This is a genomic window from Ulvibacter antarcticus (assembly GCF_003688405.1).
Lineage (GTDB): Bacteria > Bacteroidota > Bacteroidia > Flavobacteriales > Flavobacteriaceae > Ulvibacter > Ulvibacter antarcticus.
Map to the genome: position 1 here is coordinate 830,224 of NZ_REFC01000011.1, position 17,503 is coordinate 847,726.

Annotated in this window: 19 protein-coding genes; 12 read left to right on the top strand and 7 right to left on the bottom strand. The window is 36.8% G+C overall.

The features are described from left to right. Positions 1 to 145 precede the first annotated feature (145 nt). Positions 146 to 700 (top strand): nitroreductase family protein, encoded by a 555-nt coding sequence (locus BXY75_RS03980; protein WP_121906393.1) that lies wholly within the window; start codon positions 146 to 148, stop codon positions 698 to 700. A gap of 182 nt (positions 701 to 882) precedes the next feature. Here BXY75_RS03980 and BXY75_RS03985 read toward each other — a convergent pair whose 3' ends face one another. After that, positions 883 to 1,383, bottom strand: coding sequence for a DUF456 domain-containing protein (locus tag BXY75_RS03985; RefSeq protein WP_121906394.1), 501 nt, complete (start codon positions 1,381 to 1,383; stop codon positions 883 to 885). A gap of 132 nt (positions 1,384 to 1,515) precedes the next feature. On the opposite strand from BXY75_RS03985, the gene BXY75_RS03990 reads away from it, so the two are divergent. From BXY75_RS03990 to BXY75_RS04000, 3 genes are all read left to right on the top strand, one after another. After that, on the top strand, positions 1,516 to 1,878 hold the full coding sequence (locus BXY75_RS03990; protein WP_121906395.1) for a BlaI/MecI/CopY family transcriptional regulator: 363 nt from the start codon (positions 1,516 to 1,518) through the stop codon (positions 1,876 to 1,878). Between the two features lie 125 nt (positions 1,879 to 2,003). Next, complete coding sequence (locus BXY75_RS03995; RefSeq protein WP_170152842.1) at positions 2,004 to 3,320, top strand: M56 family metallopeptidase; 1,317 nt, start codon at positions 2,004 to 2,006, stop codon at positions 3,318 to 3,320. A 135-nt stretch (positions 3,321 to 3,455) separates the two neighbouring features. After that, complete coding sequence (locus tag BXY75_RS04000; RefSeq protein WP_121906397.1) at positions 3,456 to 3,941, top strand: hypothetical protein; 486 nt, start codon at positions 3,456 to 3,458, stop codon at positions 3,939 to 3,941. Here the strand turns inward: BXY75_RS04000 and BXY75_RS04005 are convergent. Genes BXY75_RS04005 through BXY75_RS04015 form a run of 3 tightly spaced genes read right to left on the bottom strand, consistent with a single transcriptional unit; the run spans position 3,936 to position 6,955 of the window. Further along, positions 3,936 to 4,817: a hypothetical protein gene (locus BXY75_RS04005; RefSeq protein WP_121906398.1), complete on the bottom strand. Its 882-nt coding sequence runs from the start codon at positions 4,815 to 4,817 to the stop codon at positions 3,936 to 3,938. The two genes, BXY75_RS04000 and BXY75_RS04005, sit on opposite strands and share 6 nt — an antisense overlap. A 45-nt stretch (positions 4,818 to 4,862) precedes the next feature. After that, complete coding sequence (locus BXY75_RS04010) at positions 4,863 to 6,005, bottom strand: glycosyltransferase family 2 protein (RefSeq protein ID WP_121906399.1); 1,143 nt, start codon at positions 6,003 to 6,005, stop codon at positions 4,863 to 4,865. Beyond that, positions 6,002 to 6,955 (bottom strand): hypothetical protein, encoded by a 954-nt coding sequence (locus tag BXY75_RS04015; protein ID WP_147437222.1) that lies wholly within the window; start codon positions 6,953 to 6,955, stop codon positions 6,002 to 6,004. Before BXY75_RS04015 ends, BXY75_RS04010 begins: the two co-directional genes overlap by 4 nt. 79 nt (positions 6,956 to 7,034) lie before the next feature. Here BXY75_RS04015 and ruvC point away from each other — a divergent pair, with 79 nt between their 5' ends. The 7 genes from ruvC to BXY75_RS04050 all read left to right on the top strand — a co-directional run bounded on the left by ruvC (position 7,035) and on the right by BXY75_RS04050 (position 12,054). Next, positions 7,035 to 7,589, top strand: a complete 555-nt coding sequence (gene ruvC / locus BXY75_RS04020; protein WP_121906604.1) for a crossover junction endodeoxyribonuclease RuvC — start codon at positions 7,035 to 7,037, stop codon at positions 7,587 to 7,589. 135 nt (positions 7,590 to 7,724) lie between these two features. Next, positions 7,725 to 8,849, top strand: a complete 1,125-nt coding sequence (gene hemW / locus BXY75_RS04025; RefSeq protein WP_121906401.1) for a radical SAM family heme chaperone HemW — start codon at positions 7,725 to 7,727, stop codon at positions 8,847 to 8,849. Between the two features lie 177 nt (positions 8,850 to 9,026). Beyond that, positions 9,027 to 9,782, top strand: a complete 756-nt coding sequence (locus BXY75_RS04030) for a cyclase family protein (RefSeq protein WP_121906402.1) — start codon at positions 9,027 to 9,029, stop codon at positions 9,780 to 9,782. Next, positions 9,779 to 10,132, top strand: coding sequence for a DUF4260 domain-containing protein (locus BXY75_RS04035; RefSeq protein ID WP_121906403.1), 354 nt, complete (start codon positions 9,779 to 9,781; stop codon positions 10,130 to 10,132). The genes BXY75_RS04030 and BXY75_RS04035 overlap by 4 nt, the downstream gene beginning before the upstream one ends. Before the next feature lies 1 nt (position 10,133). Continuing rightward, entirely contained in the window at positions 10,134 to 10,754 is a 621-nt protein-coding gene (locus tag BXY75_RS04040; RefSeq protein ID WP_121906404.1) for a DUF4230 domain-containing protein, read from the top strand. Continuing rightward, on the top strand, positions 10,751 to 11,692 hold the full coding sequence (locus BXY75_RS04045; RefSeq protein WP_121906405.1) for a transglutaminase domain-containing protein: 942 nt from the start codon (positions 10,751 to 10,753) through the stop codon (positions 11,690 to 11,692). The genes BXY75_RS04040 and BXY75_RS04045 overlap by 4 nt, the downstream gene beginning before the upstream one ends. Before the next feature lie 2 nt (positions 11,693 to 11,694). Next, a complete protein-coding gene (locus tag BXY75_RS04050; RefSeq protein ID WP_121906406.1) occupies positions 11,695 to 12,054 on the top strand; it encodes an MmcQ/YjbR family DNA-binding protein in 360 nt (119 codons plus the stop codon). On the opposite strand, the gene BXY75_RS04055 is transcribed toward BXY75_RS04050, so the two are convergent. Both BXY75_RS04055 and BXY75_RS04060 read right to left on the bottom strand, forming a co-directional pair. Beyond that, positions 12,051 to 12,515 (bottom strand): GNAT family N-acetyltransferase, encoded by a 465-nt coding sequence (locus tag BXY75_RS04055; RefSeq protein ID WP_121906407.1) that lies wholly within the window; start codon positions 12,513 to 12,515, stop codon positions 12,051 to 12,053. The genes BXY75_RS04050 and BXY75_RS04055 overlap by 4 nt on opposite strands. A gap of 3 nt (positions 12,516 to 12,518) precedes the next feature. After that, a complete protein-coding gene (locus BXY75_RS04060; RefSeq protein WP_121906408.1) occupies positions 12,519 to 12,950 on the bottom strand; it encodes a YybH family protein in 432 nt (143 codons plus the stop codon). Between the two features lie 507 nt (positions 12,951 to 13,457). Here BXY75_RS04060 and BXY75_RS04065 point away from each other — a divergent pair. Further along, positions 13,458 to 14,285, top strand: a complete 828-nt coding sequence (locus BXY75_RS04065; protein WP_121906409.1) for a hypothetical protein — start codon at positions 13,458 to 13,460, stop codon at positions 14,283 to 14,285. A 62-nt stretch (positions 14,286 to 14,347) separates the two neighbouring features. Here BXY75_RS04065 and BXY75_RS04070 read toward each other — a convergent pair whose 3' ends face one another. Beyond that, entirely contained in the window at positions 14,348 to 17,368 is a 3,021-nt protein-coding gene (locus BXY75_RS04070; protein WP_121906410.1) for an aminotransferase class III-fold pyridoxal phosphate-dependent enzyme, read from the bottom strand. Between the last annotated feature and the right edge of the window lie 135 nt (positions 17,369 to 17,503).

Below are 17,503 nucleotides of genomic sequence, written 5' to 3' on the forward strand. Positions count from 1 at the left end.
AAGATTTGCTAAAATTTAATCGTCATCGATACTTCACTCAGTTTTACTTCAAAGGTCTAGATTCCGAATTAATTTTCAACACCTACTTTTTCAAGTAGGATTCTCAACAGTAGCTTTTGTATCTTTCAGCTTCAAATAAATTCGAATGATTTCAGAAGCAATAAAGAACAGAAGAGCTGTCTTTCCAGTACAATACAATAACGATGCCATTTCCAAAGAAGAAATAAAGGAAATCCTCGAAGCCGCAAATTGGGCACCTACGCATCGACGAACAGAACCCTGGCGTTTTAAAGTGATTTTGGGAGAGACCAAAGGAGAATTAGCCGGTTTCCTTGCGAAGACTTATAAAGAAAAGACAGAGAATTTTTCAGAATTCAAGTTTCAGAAATATCTAAACAACCCGAGAAAAGCAGCTTGTATAATTGCAATTTGTATGCAAAGGGATGCAAAACAAGCTATCCCCGAATGGGAGGAAATAGCAGCAACGGCAATGGCGGTTCAAAATATGTGGCTAATGGCTCATGAACTGAAAATCGGAGCTTATTGGGGTTCCCCCGGAATTGTAAAATACATGGATCAGTTTTTTGAAATGGCAGATGATGAGCGTTGTTTAGGCTTTTTCTATATGGGAAAATACGACGGTGAGCTTGATGCAGGGGTTCGTGCGACTTCTATAGAAGAAAAAACGGTTTGGTTGTGAAATAGAAACCCTCATCCCGGCCTTCTCCCAGGGGGAGAAGGGGTTATTTTTGGATCACATTGTAGCTAAAAGTGCCCTCATCCCGGCCTTCTCCCAGGGGGAGAAGGAGTTATTTTTGGATCACATTGTAGCTAAAAGTGCCCTCATCCCAGCCTTCTCCCAGGGGGAGAAGGAGTTAACTTTTAAACCAAGAGTTCCCAGTTTTCAACTACTTTATATATAAAGAGCCCGAGGTAGATTATGGTGGCGAAAAATTTGATAAATGTGGAGCCAAGGAAGCCGATAAACGATCCAAAAGCTGCTTTTACGGCTTGAGGACCTTCGGTTTTATTGAATATCATTTCTCCAATCAATGCACCAACAAATGGTCCAATTAGAATCCCGAACGGAATAGGTGCAATGATCCCGATTATAAGTCCGATGGTGGTGCCCCAGACTCCCGCGCGACTACCACCAAATCTTTTTGTACCCATGGCTGGGATAATATAATCCAGAATGTATAAGCTAATCGCCACTATTCCTGTAATTGTTATAAAAGTAGTATCGAAAGAGAGAGAAGGTGATAAATACAATACCACAAGACCCGCCCAACTTATTGGAACGCCTGGTAACACAGGGAGAATGCTTCCAATAATACCAATGAACATTAACAATAAGCCACCGATTAAAAAGATTGTATCCATGTGCTATAAGACTACAAAAAGTAGATTTGTTACAAACTTTATAACTAAATAATTAGTTTAAACTAAGTTTTTAGTTATATTTGAACACTGAACACCCCCGAAGCTTCGGGGCTTAATACTGAATACGGAACTATGAAACAACTCACAAAAGCAGAAGAAGACATTATGCAGATCTTATGGGAGATCGAGGAAGGGAATGTAGCGACCGTTATTGAACATTTTCCGGAACCCAAACCGGCTTATAATACGGTGTCTACAATTATCAGAATTCTTGAAAGTAAGGACTTTGTTGATTATCGAAAAGAGGGTCGTGGACATGTGTATTTTCCGAAGGTAAAAAAGACGGAGTATAGTAATCAATCGATGAAGAAACTCGTGGATGGCTACTTTCAAGGCTCATTTAAAAGTATGGTTTCTTTTTTTATGAAGAAGAACGACATTAGCATTCAGGAAATGGAGGCAATTTTGAACGATATCAATAAGGAAGAGAAATGATCCTGTACCTATTAAATATCATTATTTTTCAGCTGCTATTTTTAGTAGTTTACGATCTTTTTCTGAAGAATGAAACGTTTTTCAACTGGAATCGCTTCTACCTACTAATCACCCCCGTCTTAAGTATGATCGTCCCTTTAATTCAAATCGATTATATCCGGCAAAGCATTCCAGAACAGTTTGTGGTTACTTTACCCACATTGATTTTAGGTTCTACGGCTTCGGAAGGTATGTTAGCTTCGGAAACATTAGATTCCATTACAATTGTTGGCGATAAGGGATTCACTATTTCTGAAGTATTCTTGCTGCTATGGGCGGTCGGAATGTGTATTTGTCTACTGATTTTTGTATATAAACTTTATAAAATTTGGCTACTGAAGCAATCTGGAGAAAAAACTTCTATCGATGGAATCATGGTTTACTTATTACCTGAAACCGATACAGCCTTTTCTTTTTTCAACAGTATTTTCTTAGGCGAAATGCTTTCCGAAGCACAAAAAACAAACATCCTTCTACACGAACAAGTTCATATAAAGCATAGACATTCGATCGATCTCTTATTTTTTGAACTTCAACGAATCATCTTTTGGTTTAATCCGTTGATCTATGTGTTTCAGAATAAAATGATCCTGCTTCAGGAATTCATTGCCGACTCGAACGCTGTGATAAAAAATGGAAAAAGAGCTTATTATGAAGGATTACTATCTCAAGTGTTTAAAACTGAATCAATTTCAATAGTTAATACATTTTTCAAACAATCATTAATCAAAAAACGAATCACCATGTTACAAAAATCAAAATCCAGAAAAATTGTGCAACTCAAGTATTTGTTGTTGCTGCCCATCGTGGGAATGATGTTAGTTTATACCGCCTGTTCTAACGAACAAAAGGATATATCGTCCGAAAATGAGTTTGTCTCAGACACCGAAGTGATGGACAAAATCAATGAGCTAGCGGAAGCTATCATGAAAAAAGGAAATCTATCCGAAGACGAAGTGAAAGCCTTAAAATTTCTATCGATGGAAGCTAAACCGGGTGATAAAGTGTATCTGTCGGTGCAGGAGTATTTGGATGATACTGTAAATGCCGATGTGCCTTTTGCGGTAATCGAAAAGGGTCCAACGTTTCCTGGCTGTGAAGATTTAGAGAATGAAGTTGCTAAGAAGTGTATGTCGAAAAAAATCACAGAGTTTGTAGGAGCTAATTTTAACACCAAAGTTCCCGGAACCGAATCACTTTCCGGACGTCAAAGAATATCTGTAAAATTTAAAATTGATGCTTCAGGAAATGTAGTGGATGTGCAAGCTAATGCAGAACATAAAGAGTTAGAGCAAGAAGCAATTCGAGTAGTATCGTCTTTACCTAAAATGCTGCCTGGCGAACATCAAGGTAAGGCTGTAGGTGTATTGTATGCACTTCCAATAATATTTGCATTAAATTAATATTGATCTTTGGGTTAAAAAAAAGTCGAAATCGAATTGGTTTCGACTTTTTTTATACTTCTCAATTTAAAAGATCTTTATGCCACAAAGAATTAAGTTTCAGTAAATTTGTACATTCGACCTATATTTTCTGAAATGAAATACCCCTGGTTATTACTTTGTTTTTGTATCCTGTCAAGCTCTTGTCGGTACTTTGAAACGGAAAAGATTTCCACCGAGACTTTCTACGAAGAAGAGCTACAAACGATAGACTGGAAGGAAGTAGATCAATACCCTGCCTTCGAAGAATGTGAGAATCTATCAGAAAAAAACATTCAGAAAAGTTGTTTTGAAAATACACTTTCAAGTCATTTGCGACAAGCTTTCGATAAGCATAAAGCAGTAGCAATTCGCGACTTGAACGATACGGTAAGCCTCGCTTTTTCTATCGATAACAAAGGTAAGTTGCATGTAACAAGTATAAAAATGCCAGCCACCGTTCAAATTGAATTTCCCTTATTAAATTCCTGGTTAATGGAAGGAATAGACACCCTAAAACCTGTCGCCCCTGCTTATAAAAGAGGGGTGCCGGTAGCAACAGAATTTACCTTACCGATAGTGATAAAAACTACTGATTTATAGATTGAATTTGTAACCCAACGTAAGATCTACTGGAAATTCACCGTTATTATCAACTCCTATCGCAACAATATCGTTATATGAAAAGGTGATATAACCGTTTCCAATGGCGTAATCCGCCCCAATTCCGAAGGCAGCAGGTGTATTAAAACTTCCTCCCGAATTGTCAACTATCGTTATAATATTTGTATCGGGGTCCTGCACTGGAATTTCTTTTTTGGAATAGGTATATGCCAAAAATTTGGTATTTATAAACAGATCGAATTTCTGGGTTTTTACAATTTTAAATCTATAGTTTAATGAAAATTGAGTAAAAGCAGAGTTGTTATCCGGGTTCTTAAAAGTTTGCTTAAATCGAAAGACCATAGCATGTCTTTTTAAACGTACATTATCAACGATCTCAAAATCGACCCCGGCTACAGGCGTAATCGCATTGTTATCATTAGTTGTATAAGCGCTGTTTGAAGCTCCTGCAAATACTCCCAAACGGGTGTTTAGTTTGATGGATTTAGTTTCGTGTGAATAGTTGGCATCTTTTGCTTTGTTATATTTTATCACAAAGGCAGAAAGACCTGGTTTTGTTAAGTTCACATTAGCAACACTTACTTTAGCATCGTCGGTTTGTAGTCTAAGCGCTTCTTTAAATTCTTCCTGATAGCGACCATCAACCTTAGTGTTTTTAAGCTCTACTATATTATTTCCTTTTTTCGAAAAATAGCGATACTCACCTTCTACGGTATTCCATAACAAGGTAAGTGGACCTTCGATTTCGGTATATAGTTCGTAAGATTTCCCATCAACGGTATATTCTTGTTGGGCTTGAAGCGTGGTGACACATAACATTAACGCCAAGATGGTGCATGAAAGTAGGTTTTTCATAAGGGCTTGATTTAGTTAAGGCTAAAGGTAAAAAATAAATTCAATTTAGGCTTGTTTTTCGAATTTACGTCCTTTCCATTCATAAGTGCCGCTTATGCTTCCCAAAACGACTCGGATTACAAGCATGGGATAACTTAATGCACTTAAGATAAAGCGAAGTAGGTTGATCTTAGTTCCGAAGAATCCAGCGGTAGTTTTTAAAACGATATAATCCATGAAGAGTTTCAATACAAGAAATACGATAAAAACTGTCCAATGTTGAGGTCGATACAGACAATAAACAGGGATTATAAGTAAAAACACATTCGCTAAAAAAACCAGAAGTCCCAAAAGGGTCGAAAACGGATTTTTCTGTTTGGAAGTTTTCGACGCCCATCGAATTCTTTGATTGATAACATCTTCCCAACTTTTTTGTGGTTGAGTTACAACAATGGCGTCCTTAGATTTAAGATAACATACCTTTAAAGCGTCGTGTTTAATAAATTTTTCCATTAAAAATACATCATCACCACTGGCAATATGGTCGTTGCCAATAAAGCCTTTAACTTGATTAAAAACACTTTTTTTATATCCCAAATTTGCACCGTTACAAAGTAAAGGGCGACCTAATGCAAAACTTCCAATTGTAACCCCTTGCAGACTGAGTCCATCGAATTTCTGGAATTCCTCTAATAAACTATCATTAGACTCATAACGAACGGGAGCCGTAATCATCATTGGATTATTTTCTTGAATATAAGCATCGAAGGTTCTAAGCCAATTTTTAGGAAGTTCGCAATCGGCATCGGTGGTAAGGATCCATTCGTGTTTTGAAATGGTAATGGCAGCGGTGATCGCATCTTTTTTTGGGGAGGCGGAATGCCTTTGATTTTTTATTATACGAAATGATATATTTTTATTAGTTGTTTGCTCTAAAATAATTGTCTGTATAATAGCTTCGGAAGCATCCGTTGAGGCATCATCAATAAAGATAAATTCGAATAATTCAATTGGATAGTCAAGGTTTGAGATTGATTTTAATAGCTTCGGAAGGTTTTTAGCTTCATTCCGAAAAGGAATCAATACCGAAAAATGTGTTTGTGGCGAAATTCCTTCCGAAGAATAAATACTAAGCCTGAAAAAACCAATAAGAAGTACTATTAACGCAATACAGTAAGCCACTATAAGAAAGCAAAATAGATAGATCATACCGTCGCAGGTTTAAATCTAAGTACATAAAAGCTTCCCCAGATTGCGGGGATTACAAAATTGAGTAGCCACATAGTAAGCACGGTACAGAGTACAGTGAGTTCAGGATATCCCGCCATAGAGAACAGCCACACTGCAACTCCTCCCTTAACAATCACATCAAATACAAAAATTGTTGGAATAATCGAAACCAGTAAATACATGGAGAAAACCAGATATATATCAGAACTCGGTCGTGACTCACCACTAAATAGATACAATAGTAAAAGAAACAATGTGCTAAAAAGTATATATCGTACGAGTGAATAAAGCAACACTTTAAATTTGACCGAAAAAGGAATTTTTTTGATATACTTTTTCAAGTTTGAAACAGATAATCCCTTAACTAACAGTTCTTTCTCTTTGTAAAAGTATGCCAAAAACCCTATAATTAATAAGATTAAAAGGAGCATTGAGATTTTTAAAGGAGAAAAATTTAGCTTGTAAGTTTCTATAATATAGTTGATTCCAACCACTCCAAAGAATGTGGTAACCAACATTTGGGTGCCGTTGGTCACGAGATTTAACACTAAGATTTTTTTGCGTTTATCTTTTGAATAAAACATTGCTTTAGCACCGTATTCTCCAATACGATTTGGTGTTGCCAACGAGGCCGTTAGCGATGCAAGACTCTGTTTTACTGCTTCTACGAACGAAATGGGCTGTAGTGTAGAAACTATGGTTTGCCATTTTAAAATTTCAAATAACCAATTAGAAACTGCCAGAGCAATAATTATTACAAAGTAAATCGGTGAAATAGCTTTAGATTTTAGGATCACCAGAAAATCTGGAATTGAAAGCGCACTATCTGAAGTGAGCTTCACATAAATATATCCAAAAGTCACAGCTACTATTAATACCTTTAGGGCAGACAGTAGATATTGTTTAGATTTGTGGCGGGAGGGTATCATTTGGCTAAAATACTAAAGATATTAGTTATAATTATCCCAGTTTATAATTCCCAGAAACTAATTAAATAGTTTGATAGGCTTGAGCACAGAAAAGATCATATTAGGCATTGACCCCGGAACCACTATCATGGGTTTCGGACTCATAAAAGTTGTGGGAAAAAAGATGCAGTTTTTGCAGCTAAATGAGTTGCAACTTTCCAAATACGATGATCATTATGTGCGTCTAAAACATATTTTTGAACGCACGATAGAACTAATTGACACCTTTCATCCAGATGAGATTGCGATCGAAGCTCCTTTCTTCGGAAAAAATGTACAATCTATGTTAAAGCTGGGAAGAGCTCAAGGGGTGGCAATGGCTGCCGGACTTTCACGCGAAGTACCAATTACCGAATATTCTCCGAAGAAAATAAAAATGGCTATTACAGGGAATGGTAATGCGTCTAAAGAACAGGTGGCGAAAATGCTTCAGAGTTTGTTGGGATTAAAGGAATTGCCTAAAAATCTGGATAGCACCGATGGTCTCGCAGCAGCCGTTTGTCATTTCTATAATGGCAATAAAATCGATACCGGTAAAAGTTATACAGGTTGGGCGGCATTTGTAAAACAGAACGAGAAACGTGTTAAAAAATAACTAGAACATGAGGCGTATAATTTTTTATTAAGACCATAAATTTTATTTTCCAACCACCAACCACCAATCACCAATCACCAATCACCAATCACCAATCACCAATCACTTATCACCAATCACCAATCACCAATCACGATGTCCGGAATTTATATTCATATCCCTTTTTGCAAACAAGCCTGTCATTACTGTGATTTCCATTTTTCAACTTCATTAAAAAAGAAAGGTTCTTTGGTCGAAGCGCTTTGTGTTGAATTAGAGCTTCGGAAAGCTGAGTTACAAGAAGAGGTGGAAACAATTTATTTTGGAGGCGGAACGCCTAGTTTATTAGCTTCGGAAGAGTTAGCGGCTATTTTTGAAACCATTTATAAACATTACAAAGTTTCGAAAAATCCTGAAATCACCCTGGAAGCAAATCCAGATGATCTTTCCGAAGAAAAACTAAAAACGTTTAAATCTGCGGGTATTAATCGCTTGAGTATTGGTGTGCAATCATTTTTTGAGGAGGATCTGCAATTAATGAATCGTGCTCACAATGAAAAAGAAGCATTCGCCAGTATTGAAATGGCACAGCTTTTTTTTGAAAACATAAGTATCGATCTTATTTATGGCATTCCTGGAATGACTAATGAGCGATGGCTTAAAAATCTTGAAATTGCTATTTCTCTTAACGTACCACATCTGTCCTGTTATGCCCTAACGGTCGAACCAAAAACAGCTCTCGAGACATTTATTAAAAAGGGAATCGTGCCTGAAGTTGAAGATGGAGTAGCAGCCGATCACCACAAACTATTAATTGCTGAGACCTCAAAAGCCGGGTACGATAACTACGAATTTTCGAATTTTGGAAAAGATGGGTTTTATTCAAAAAATAACACTGCTTATTGGCAAGGGAAACCTTATTTGGGAATAGGACCATCAGCTCATGGTTACAACGGAAAAGAACGAAGTTGGAATGTGAGCAATAATACCATTTATATCAAAAAAATAAGAGAAGGTGAATTGCCTTTAACAAAAGAATTGCTCTCCATAAACGATCGTTTTAATGAATATGTAATGACCGGTTTAAGAACCAAATGGGGAATTTCAATGAAACGCGTCGAAACTGAGTTTGGTTCTGAATACAGAAAACACATTGATAATCAGTCAAAAAATCACATTAACAACGGAATTTTAAAATTCGATGGAGATATTTTAAAAATCACCGCCAAAGGAAAGTTTCTTAGTGATGGCGTTGCGAGTGACCTCTTTTTTATTGATTAGCCCATTCACTTGAGGTATTGGTAATAGAGCCTTGGGCAATCCAACCCAATATAGTCTGTCTATTTACATATGATTTAGAAGTCCTGCCTTAAATTCTATATCTAAAAAGGGTTTTACATTTCATTTCTATGTAAGTATTTCAGATTGTTGTATCTTGATATCTCTAAAAAACGCACCATGCTCGCTACTTTTAAGGTGGATAAAACACGTCAAACAGTCGATGTATCCAAACCTATTGATATTTCAATTCCTTTGGAAGCTTCAGAGCATAATCCCCTCGCCTGGTATCTTGACCTTCCGAAAATAGAGCCGGTAAAAATGGACGATTGGACGGGAAAAGTAAGTGAAGGTGCATCTGTTAATTTTAATAATATTTATTTTAATCCACACGCTCATGGAACACATACCGAATGTGTTGGACATATTACAAGTAAGTTTATTTCAATAAATGAACAGCTAAAAGAGTTTTTTTTTACTGCAGAATTAATTACAGTTTTACCTGAAACTATAGGGGAAGATCAATTAATTTCGAAACTTAAAATTGAATCGGCATTGGGAGATAATCGCCCGGAAGCATTGATTATACGAACACTTCCAAACGATACAACAAAAAAAAGCAGAAAATATTCTAATACTAATTGGCCGTATCTTCATCATGAGGCTGCAACTTTTATACGTGAAATCGGTGTAAAGCATCTGCTAATAGATCTTCCATCGGTAGACAAAGAAAAAGATGACGGTAAGCTACTTGCTCACAGGGCATTTTGGAATTATCCGAAGGCGCCAAGAATGGATGCCACCATTACAGAATTTATCTACGTTCCAAACTCAGTGAAGGATGACTCTTATATGTTAAACCTTCAAATTGCCTCTTTTAATAACGATGCTACTCCCAGTAAGCCCATCTTGTATAAATTTATTTCTTCTTTATGAAAACCACGCTCAAATTGGAGGAACTTGCCCAGTTTTTCTTCGGAATATTTTTGTTTTCCCAACTAGCATACGAATGGTGGGTGTTTCCGGCATTACTATTGCTTCCGGATGTAGGAATGTTGGGTTATTTAATGAACCCAAAGATTGGTGCGATGACCTATAATCTGTTTCATCATAAAGGAATTGCGCTAGCTATATTAATGATGGGTATGCTCTATTGGGGTGATTTTTATACATTAGTAGGAATTATTTTATTTTCCCATGCAGCCATGGACCGAGTATTTGGTTATGGTTTGAAATATGAGGATGATTTTAAAAACACACATTTAGGAAGGATAGGAAAGGACTAATATGGAATTACTCTTTATAGGATTGGCGGTAGGTGCGATCACGGCGTATTTTGTTTTCTTAAGATTTAGCAAAAGTCGGCGAAAAGGACGAACGCATCAACAATCGGTTATTTTGATGGAAAAGATGAGAAGTGTTTGCAAGCTTATCACGGTCGAAGGGAGTTTTTCTGAAATTTATTATTACGAAAATGTTCGTGAGAAGTGGATTCAGGCGATACTTGGCAAGAAAAAAGCTATATTATTGATCGAAGCTAAAGCGCACGTGGGTTTCGATCTAAATAAGATTCAAATGGAGTCTGATCCCAAAAAAAGAACGATAATCTTAACTAATTTTCCGCAGCCTGAATTGCTTTCGGTCGATACAGATTTTAAATATTACGATAAGAAAGAAGGATGGGCAAATCCGTTTACAAGCGCCGATCTTACCGAAATTACTTCCGAAGCTAAACAACATATCCTCGATAAAGTACCCGAAAGTGGCTTATTTGAGGAAGCATCCAAACAGGCTATGGATAGTATTCAACTTATGGAAACCTTGGTTGAAACTATAAATTGGAAACTCGATTTTTCTGCTTTAACGCTGGATAAAGGCATGATTAATTTACCTTCAGAAACAAAATGAAATATTATTTAAATCTCTTTTTGACGGTATTTTTTGCTACAACATCGGCGTTGATGGCTCAGGACTATGAACGCGTAGATGCGTCTATTTTATTATATCCTGAAACCTTTAAAGCACCAGAACAGTTAGCAAAATTTATAACCCGCGATTTCATTTCCGAAGAGGAAAAAGTAAGAGCAATGTACAGTTGGATTATTCAAAATATTGCATACGATCCCGATGAGTATAAAAAATTCAACTTCAATTTTAAAAACTACCGCGAGCGAAACGAAAAGGAAGAAAAAACCCGTGAGAAGATTATAGAACGAACACTTCAAAAAGGAATTGCTGTTTGTGAAGGTTATGCCATGCTGTTTGAAAAATTATGCGAACTTCAAGGGATAGAAAACTATCTGGTGCGAGGGGATATCAAGACCAATTTTAATGATATTGGAAGACCATTTAAGAAGAGTCATATGTGGAATGTGGTGGTTTTGGAAGGGAAACCCTATTTATTCGATGTAACCTGGGGCGCTGGAAAATACAGAAACAAATTTTTAAAAGAACCTTCGTATTTTTTCTATAAGACAGAACCCGAACTTTTCTTTAAAACACATTATCCCGACATGCAGGAAGATGCGTTTTTAGATCGTTTAGTATCGAAGGAAGTTTTTGCAAACATGCCATTAATTATTAAGGAAGAGATGAAGATGGGTGATATTGAAAGTCCGATGATGGGAATAATTAGTAGGGACGAATATTTTGATCAGATACTCTTTACTGTGAATTCTGAAACTATAGAAAATGTTAGTTATTCGTATGGAAGCGATACTCTTGAGGTACGTGATTTTGAAAGAAAAGGTGATCAGTTGAGATTTAGTATTCCGCTACAGCCGGGAGCCGATAATTTGCTGATTTATTTTGACAGTAAACCCGCCTTAGGATACAAAGTACAGTAATTATGAATATTGAAGAGTTCCGATCGTATTGTTTGAATAAAAAAGGCGTGACCGAGTCATTTCCTTTCGATGAGCAAACCCTTGTTTTTAAAGTGATGGGAAAGATATTTACCATTACAGGTTTGGAACGACTACCACCAGAAGTTAATCTAAAATGCGATCCAGAAAGAGCTATTGAACTTCGAGAAGAGTTCGACGGCGTTATCCGTCCTGGTTATCATATGAACAAACAACTGTGGAATACCATTGAAATTGAAGCCATTCCCAGAGATTTATTGTTAGAATTAATCGATCATTCTTACGATTTGATTGTTAGCAAATTAACTAAAAAACTAAAGGAAGAACTAGATAAGCTTTCTTAATCGTCGATTGACAATCTCATGTTTATAAGGTGAGGTTTAAAGCCCGCTTTCTCATAGGCTCTTATAGCTGGGGGATTGTCATTATAAACATCCAGACGAATTTCAGTAACATTGCGTTTCTTGCACCAATTAATTAGTGCGTCAAGTATCATTTTGTTCAATCCTTTTCCACGATGTTCCTTTGGCACAAACATAAAGCCCAAGTATCCTTGATATTTATGATCTAAGTAAGGCTTTGCCTCAACCATTTTTACATAGCCTGAAGCGACAATTTCTTCATTAATTTCAGCTACATACACTTCGGAAGAAGATGCCTTTATCAATTCTCCAATATCGTAATAACTGATTTTCTCCTTTTTTAGAGTTGGATCCATACTTCGTTCTGCAGCGATAACACCTTGTTCAAACTCTAAAAGAATTGGAAGGTCTTTTACCTTAGCTATTCTAACTTTTGCAACCATAACTTAACAGGACATATCGGCAACTATTTTCCATTCACCGTCGATCTTTTTGAAAATAATTATAAAAACACCATTCGCGTCTCCAACTTCTCGTTTTAGAAAATATTCACCCATTACCCAATAAGAGCCGGTATCGATTTTGGAAATATCGTTTATTTTAAAGTTTAAAATCCCTGAATGTGCCTTAGTTGGATAACTTTTTTTGTAGTTATCGAGCGTTTGTTGCCACCCTTTGGTGAGGCCGCTACTTCCATAAAATTTAAGTGAATCACTCTTCCAGTAACCTTGCATAAAGCCTTCCAGATCATTGGCAGACCATGCTTTTTCTTGTAGATTCAATACAGAAAGGATAGAGGCTTTGTCTTCAGCTTCCGTGGTTTGAGCACAAATGTTGGTGCCTGCTAAAACTAATAAAAGTATCAATATGTTTTTCATAATAGTATTGGTTTTCTGACTGGTATAGCAAAGTTGAGATTTATGTCTCAATATTCCTTAATTACATATCATTAATTAAAAGTAAGACTAAAAAGAAAAGTCACAATCAAAGGTGAGACAAATTTACAATCTAAATGCGCTTTTATCTGTGAGGATTTTTAAACATTGGGATAATAAATGGACTACATTTTGGAACGATTATGCAAAAACTATTTCATAAACTGAAAACTTCGACTAGAACACTATCGCCACTTCGTTTTTTATAAATAATTATAAAAGAGATGTTTAAACAATAAATATTGTATATTTAACATATCTAAATTTCAGCAATGACCAACGAAATGCCCCAAGCTTTTTCGTTTTGATTCCCAAATTTAATCCCCAATTTCATTCCTAATTGATATCTCCCCACAATCGTCCTTACTTCATTGTAGCAGCTTATTAAGGCAAAAGTTAAAAAATTGAATTTTCAACAATTATCAATATACTAACTAATCTTTATGCTTTATGAAAACTAAACACACACCAATTGGAGTACTAATTATCTTTTTATTATTAGTAAACACGGCAATTGTTAATGCTCAGGAAAAACCGGTTATACCGGCCTATGTAGCAGTCACAACAATGCATTGGAATATGGAAATGGAAGATTTTGACATGGACAAATGGAAGGCGACAGAGAAAGAGTATCTCGACAAGGTAACCATGAAGAACGAACATGTGCTAAGTTCATCTTTCTATCTACACTATTTCACTGCAGATAATTCTGAAGTAATCTATGTGCGAACCTACCCATCATGGGATGCCATCGATAAAGCCGTAACCCGTAATGAAGAACTTGAAAAATTGGCATGGCCCAATGAAAGTGCTCGTGACGCATATTTCAAGAAACAAGGAGCTTATTATTCCAATGAACATTCAGATGAGATTTATGCTCCAATTCCCGGTGCTAAATTACTACCTCAAGGGTCTAAAGAAGATTATATAACTTATGTACGGAAAAGTCATTTTGCGTTTCCTGAAGATGGTTCCCGAGAAGATTTCATGGCGCTAAGAACTGAAGGTAACGAGAAGATTATTCAAAAGAATGAATTTATTAGAGCGTATTATCCAAATGTTCATGCTTGGGGATCAGACAGGACCGAATTCATGGAAGCATTTTATGTTGACACCTTAGCCGATCTAGACAAGATGCTTGATAGACAAGGAACACTTGCCGAAGAAGCCTGGCCTAATGAGACTGCTAGGACAGCGCGAAATAAAAAAGTCTCTAAATACTTTACAGGAATTCATGGAGATTTTATTTATAGAAGGATTGGAGTATTGTCAAAATAATTCAAATTAATATTAAGTCTATTTGCGCGCGTCAACTCAATTCGCCCAAATAGACTTAATTTTTAGTATTGCATCATAAAATCTTCTGTAAAAACCGTCTTGAGTCGGAAAATCAGTTCCGAGGCGTTTGCTTTACTGAAAACCATAGGTGGTTTAATTTTTAATACGTTATAATCTGGCCCATCTGTGCTCATAAGAATTCCTAACTCCTTCATTCTGTCTGCCAAATAGGAAGCGTGTTCAGCAAGTGGGTTTTTATTAGCATCATTTAATTCGAAACCGAGAAAAAGTCCTTCTCCACGAACGTCGCCAATAATTGGAAACTCCTTCCGAAGCGATTGTAATTCGGACTTTAAATAGCCTCCCGTTTCTAAAGCATTTTGCTGTAGTTTTTCCTTCTCAATAACGTCAAGCACGGATGTTCCAATGGCGCAGGAGACCGGATTTCCTCCGAAGGTGTTAAAATATTCCATCCCCGTATTAAATTTCTCGGCAACTTCTCTAGTGCAGGCAACTACTGCCAATGGATGACCGTTACCAGCCGGTTTCCCCATGGTAACGATATCAGGAATTACGTCATAGAGTTCAAATGCCCAAAAAGTTTTACCCATTCGTCCGAAGCCCGTTTGCACTTCATCGGCAATACATAGTCCGCCGGCACTTCGAACATGCTTATAAACTTCCTTAAAATAATCTGCATGCGGGACGATTTGCCCGCCACAACTTATCATGGATTCTCCAATAAATCCGGCTATTCCTTCGCCATTTGCCTTTTGATGCTCAATATGTTTTTTGGCATAGGACGCATATTCTTTACCACTATTTTCCCCGGGATGGCGTCCTCGAAATGGATCCGGTAAGGGTAAAATATGGGTTGAAAGAGGTTGACCACTGCCACCTTTACCATCAAATTTATACGAACTAACATCCATAACGGCATTAGTGTTACCGTGGTATCCAACTTCGATAGCAAGAAAATCATTTTGACCGGTACAGATTTTAGCCATACGTAATGCGAGTTCATTGGCTTCACTTCCCGAATTCACAAAATGCAATACACTTAGTTCTTTTGGAAGTTTTTTCAATAATGCGTCGGCATACGATATGATGTTTTCATGTAAATAGCGAGTGTTTGTGTTAAGAAGCGCCATTTGTTGTTGCCCTGCTTTTACCACTTCAGGATGTTGATGCCCAACGTGGTTCACGTTATTTGCGGTGTCGAGATATTTTTTCCCGTCAGAATCTATTAAATACGCACCTTCACCTCGAACGATATGCATTGGTTTGCTATACGACAAGCTTAAACCTTTACCTAAATGTTCTTTTCTGAAAATTTTCATTTTTTCTTCGGAAAGATCTGCCTTTTCGGGAACGAGTTCTTCTAAAAATAGTAGCATAGGATTGGGGCAGACGCTCTTCCATACAGATTCCTCTGAAGGAAACGCGACGCCGGGAAAATTTTCTCCATTTCCCATCAAATCCATCATCAACTGAAAGTGTAAATGAGAAGGCCAGTTTCCATTTTCTGAAAAGGCACCAACATTTGCAATAAGATCACCTTGTTTTACATGCTGCCCAACTTTAAAACGTGAGAGTGAAGCTCTCGATAAGTGACCGTATAGTGTGTAAAATTTCTCTTGGTTGAAGGCATGTTCGATAATAATTGTGGGTCCGTAGTCTTTTACAAAATCGTTATCATGCAATATTACAATTACACCATCAAAAGGTGTATGTATGGGGGTTTCAGTAGGAATCCAAAAGTCAGTTCCTAAATGTACAGTTCGGTATTGCGGACCGTTGTTACTTTCACTTTTAAAAGCTTCGGTTGAATAAAAAGGTCTTGTTTCAAGATAACCATTGGCGAGTAGGGAATTCGGATTTTCTCTTTGTAACCGTTGCAATTTAAATTCCGATAAGGCCGGGTCGTTGTATTCCGAAGCATTCCCTAAAAATATACTACCAACACTCATGTCGATATCTGTGAGCTTATTAAAACTAAGTGTTGGAAATACATTAGAAAGTGATACTTTGTTAGTTAAAGCCCATTCTTTAAATTGGTCATAAGATGGATGTGCCGAATATCCACAAGTTTCTCTAAAACTATACAACGCAAAGTGCGGATGTATGGAGCGCCATTTTTTTAGCAGTAACCAAGCAGATTTTTCACTTATAGTATGGTAGTCTGAACTTCCAACTTCTTTTTTCCGAATAGTCGATTTTGTGACTGAAATAACAAGTCTTATCCCTACTAAAGTGTACAAACACTCTAATTCTTTTTCCGATAAAGGATAGTGTTTATTATATGCTTTTACAATATCCAAAGCAGCCGCTAAAGGATCGGGAATATCCATAATGGCGTAAGTTAACACTATCGCCAGATCGTTGATGGTTTGGGTGTAAACTGCATCACCAAAATCAATTATGCCTGTTACTTTCGGATTTTTTAAGTCTTCGGAGACCAGAATATTGTAATCGTTTGCATCGTTATACACCACACTTTTTGTTAGACTTTTATATGTGGTTTGTATATCTTCAAAACGATCTAGAAAACTCCCTACTAACTTTCGTTCTTCCGCAGTAAAAAGTTGTATAAAATCACGAGTCCAACGTACTTCGGCCAGATTCCATTGGGATGTATGCTTCGAAGCCGGATGTTCAAAATCTAATAATGCCTTGGTGATTTTCCCCGTTTGTTCGCCTAAATTATTTCTAAGCATTTCAGTTTTCGGATTCACTTTCGCCCAAAGCCGGCCATCGATCCAATTGAGTAATCTTATTTTTCGAACTGTCCCATCTTCGGAATTATAATCGCTTAGATATTTGCCGTCCATATTGGGAAGCACAGATGGTAGCTGAACATCCAATTTTTTTGATTGCAGGTGCTTTAGAAGTTCATTCTGAAATTCAAGGATATTGAGATCTTGATCCGTGGGAGAAATTTTCAGAAGATAATAGTCGCCTTCAGCTGTTTTTAGTTTAAAGTTTTCATCGGTATCACCGGGAAGTGTAAATGCTTCAGAAGTTATTCCGAAGAAAAGTAAAGCAATTTCCGAAGCTTTTTCCGAAGAAATTATAATCGCCATAGCATACAATTTAGACTAACAATATTAGTAAAATTTATGCAGCTTGTTCACAAGCAATATGATTGTGTTTAAAGATGGGTTTTTGGTAAATTCATTCATCGAAGGATATTGTAGATTCAACGAACTCAATGACGG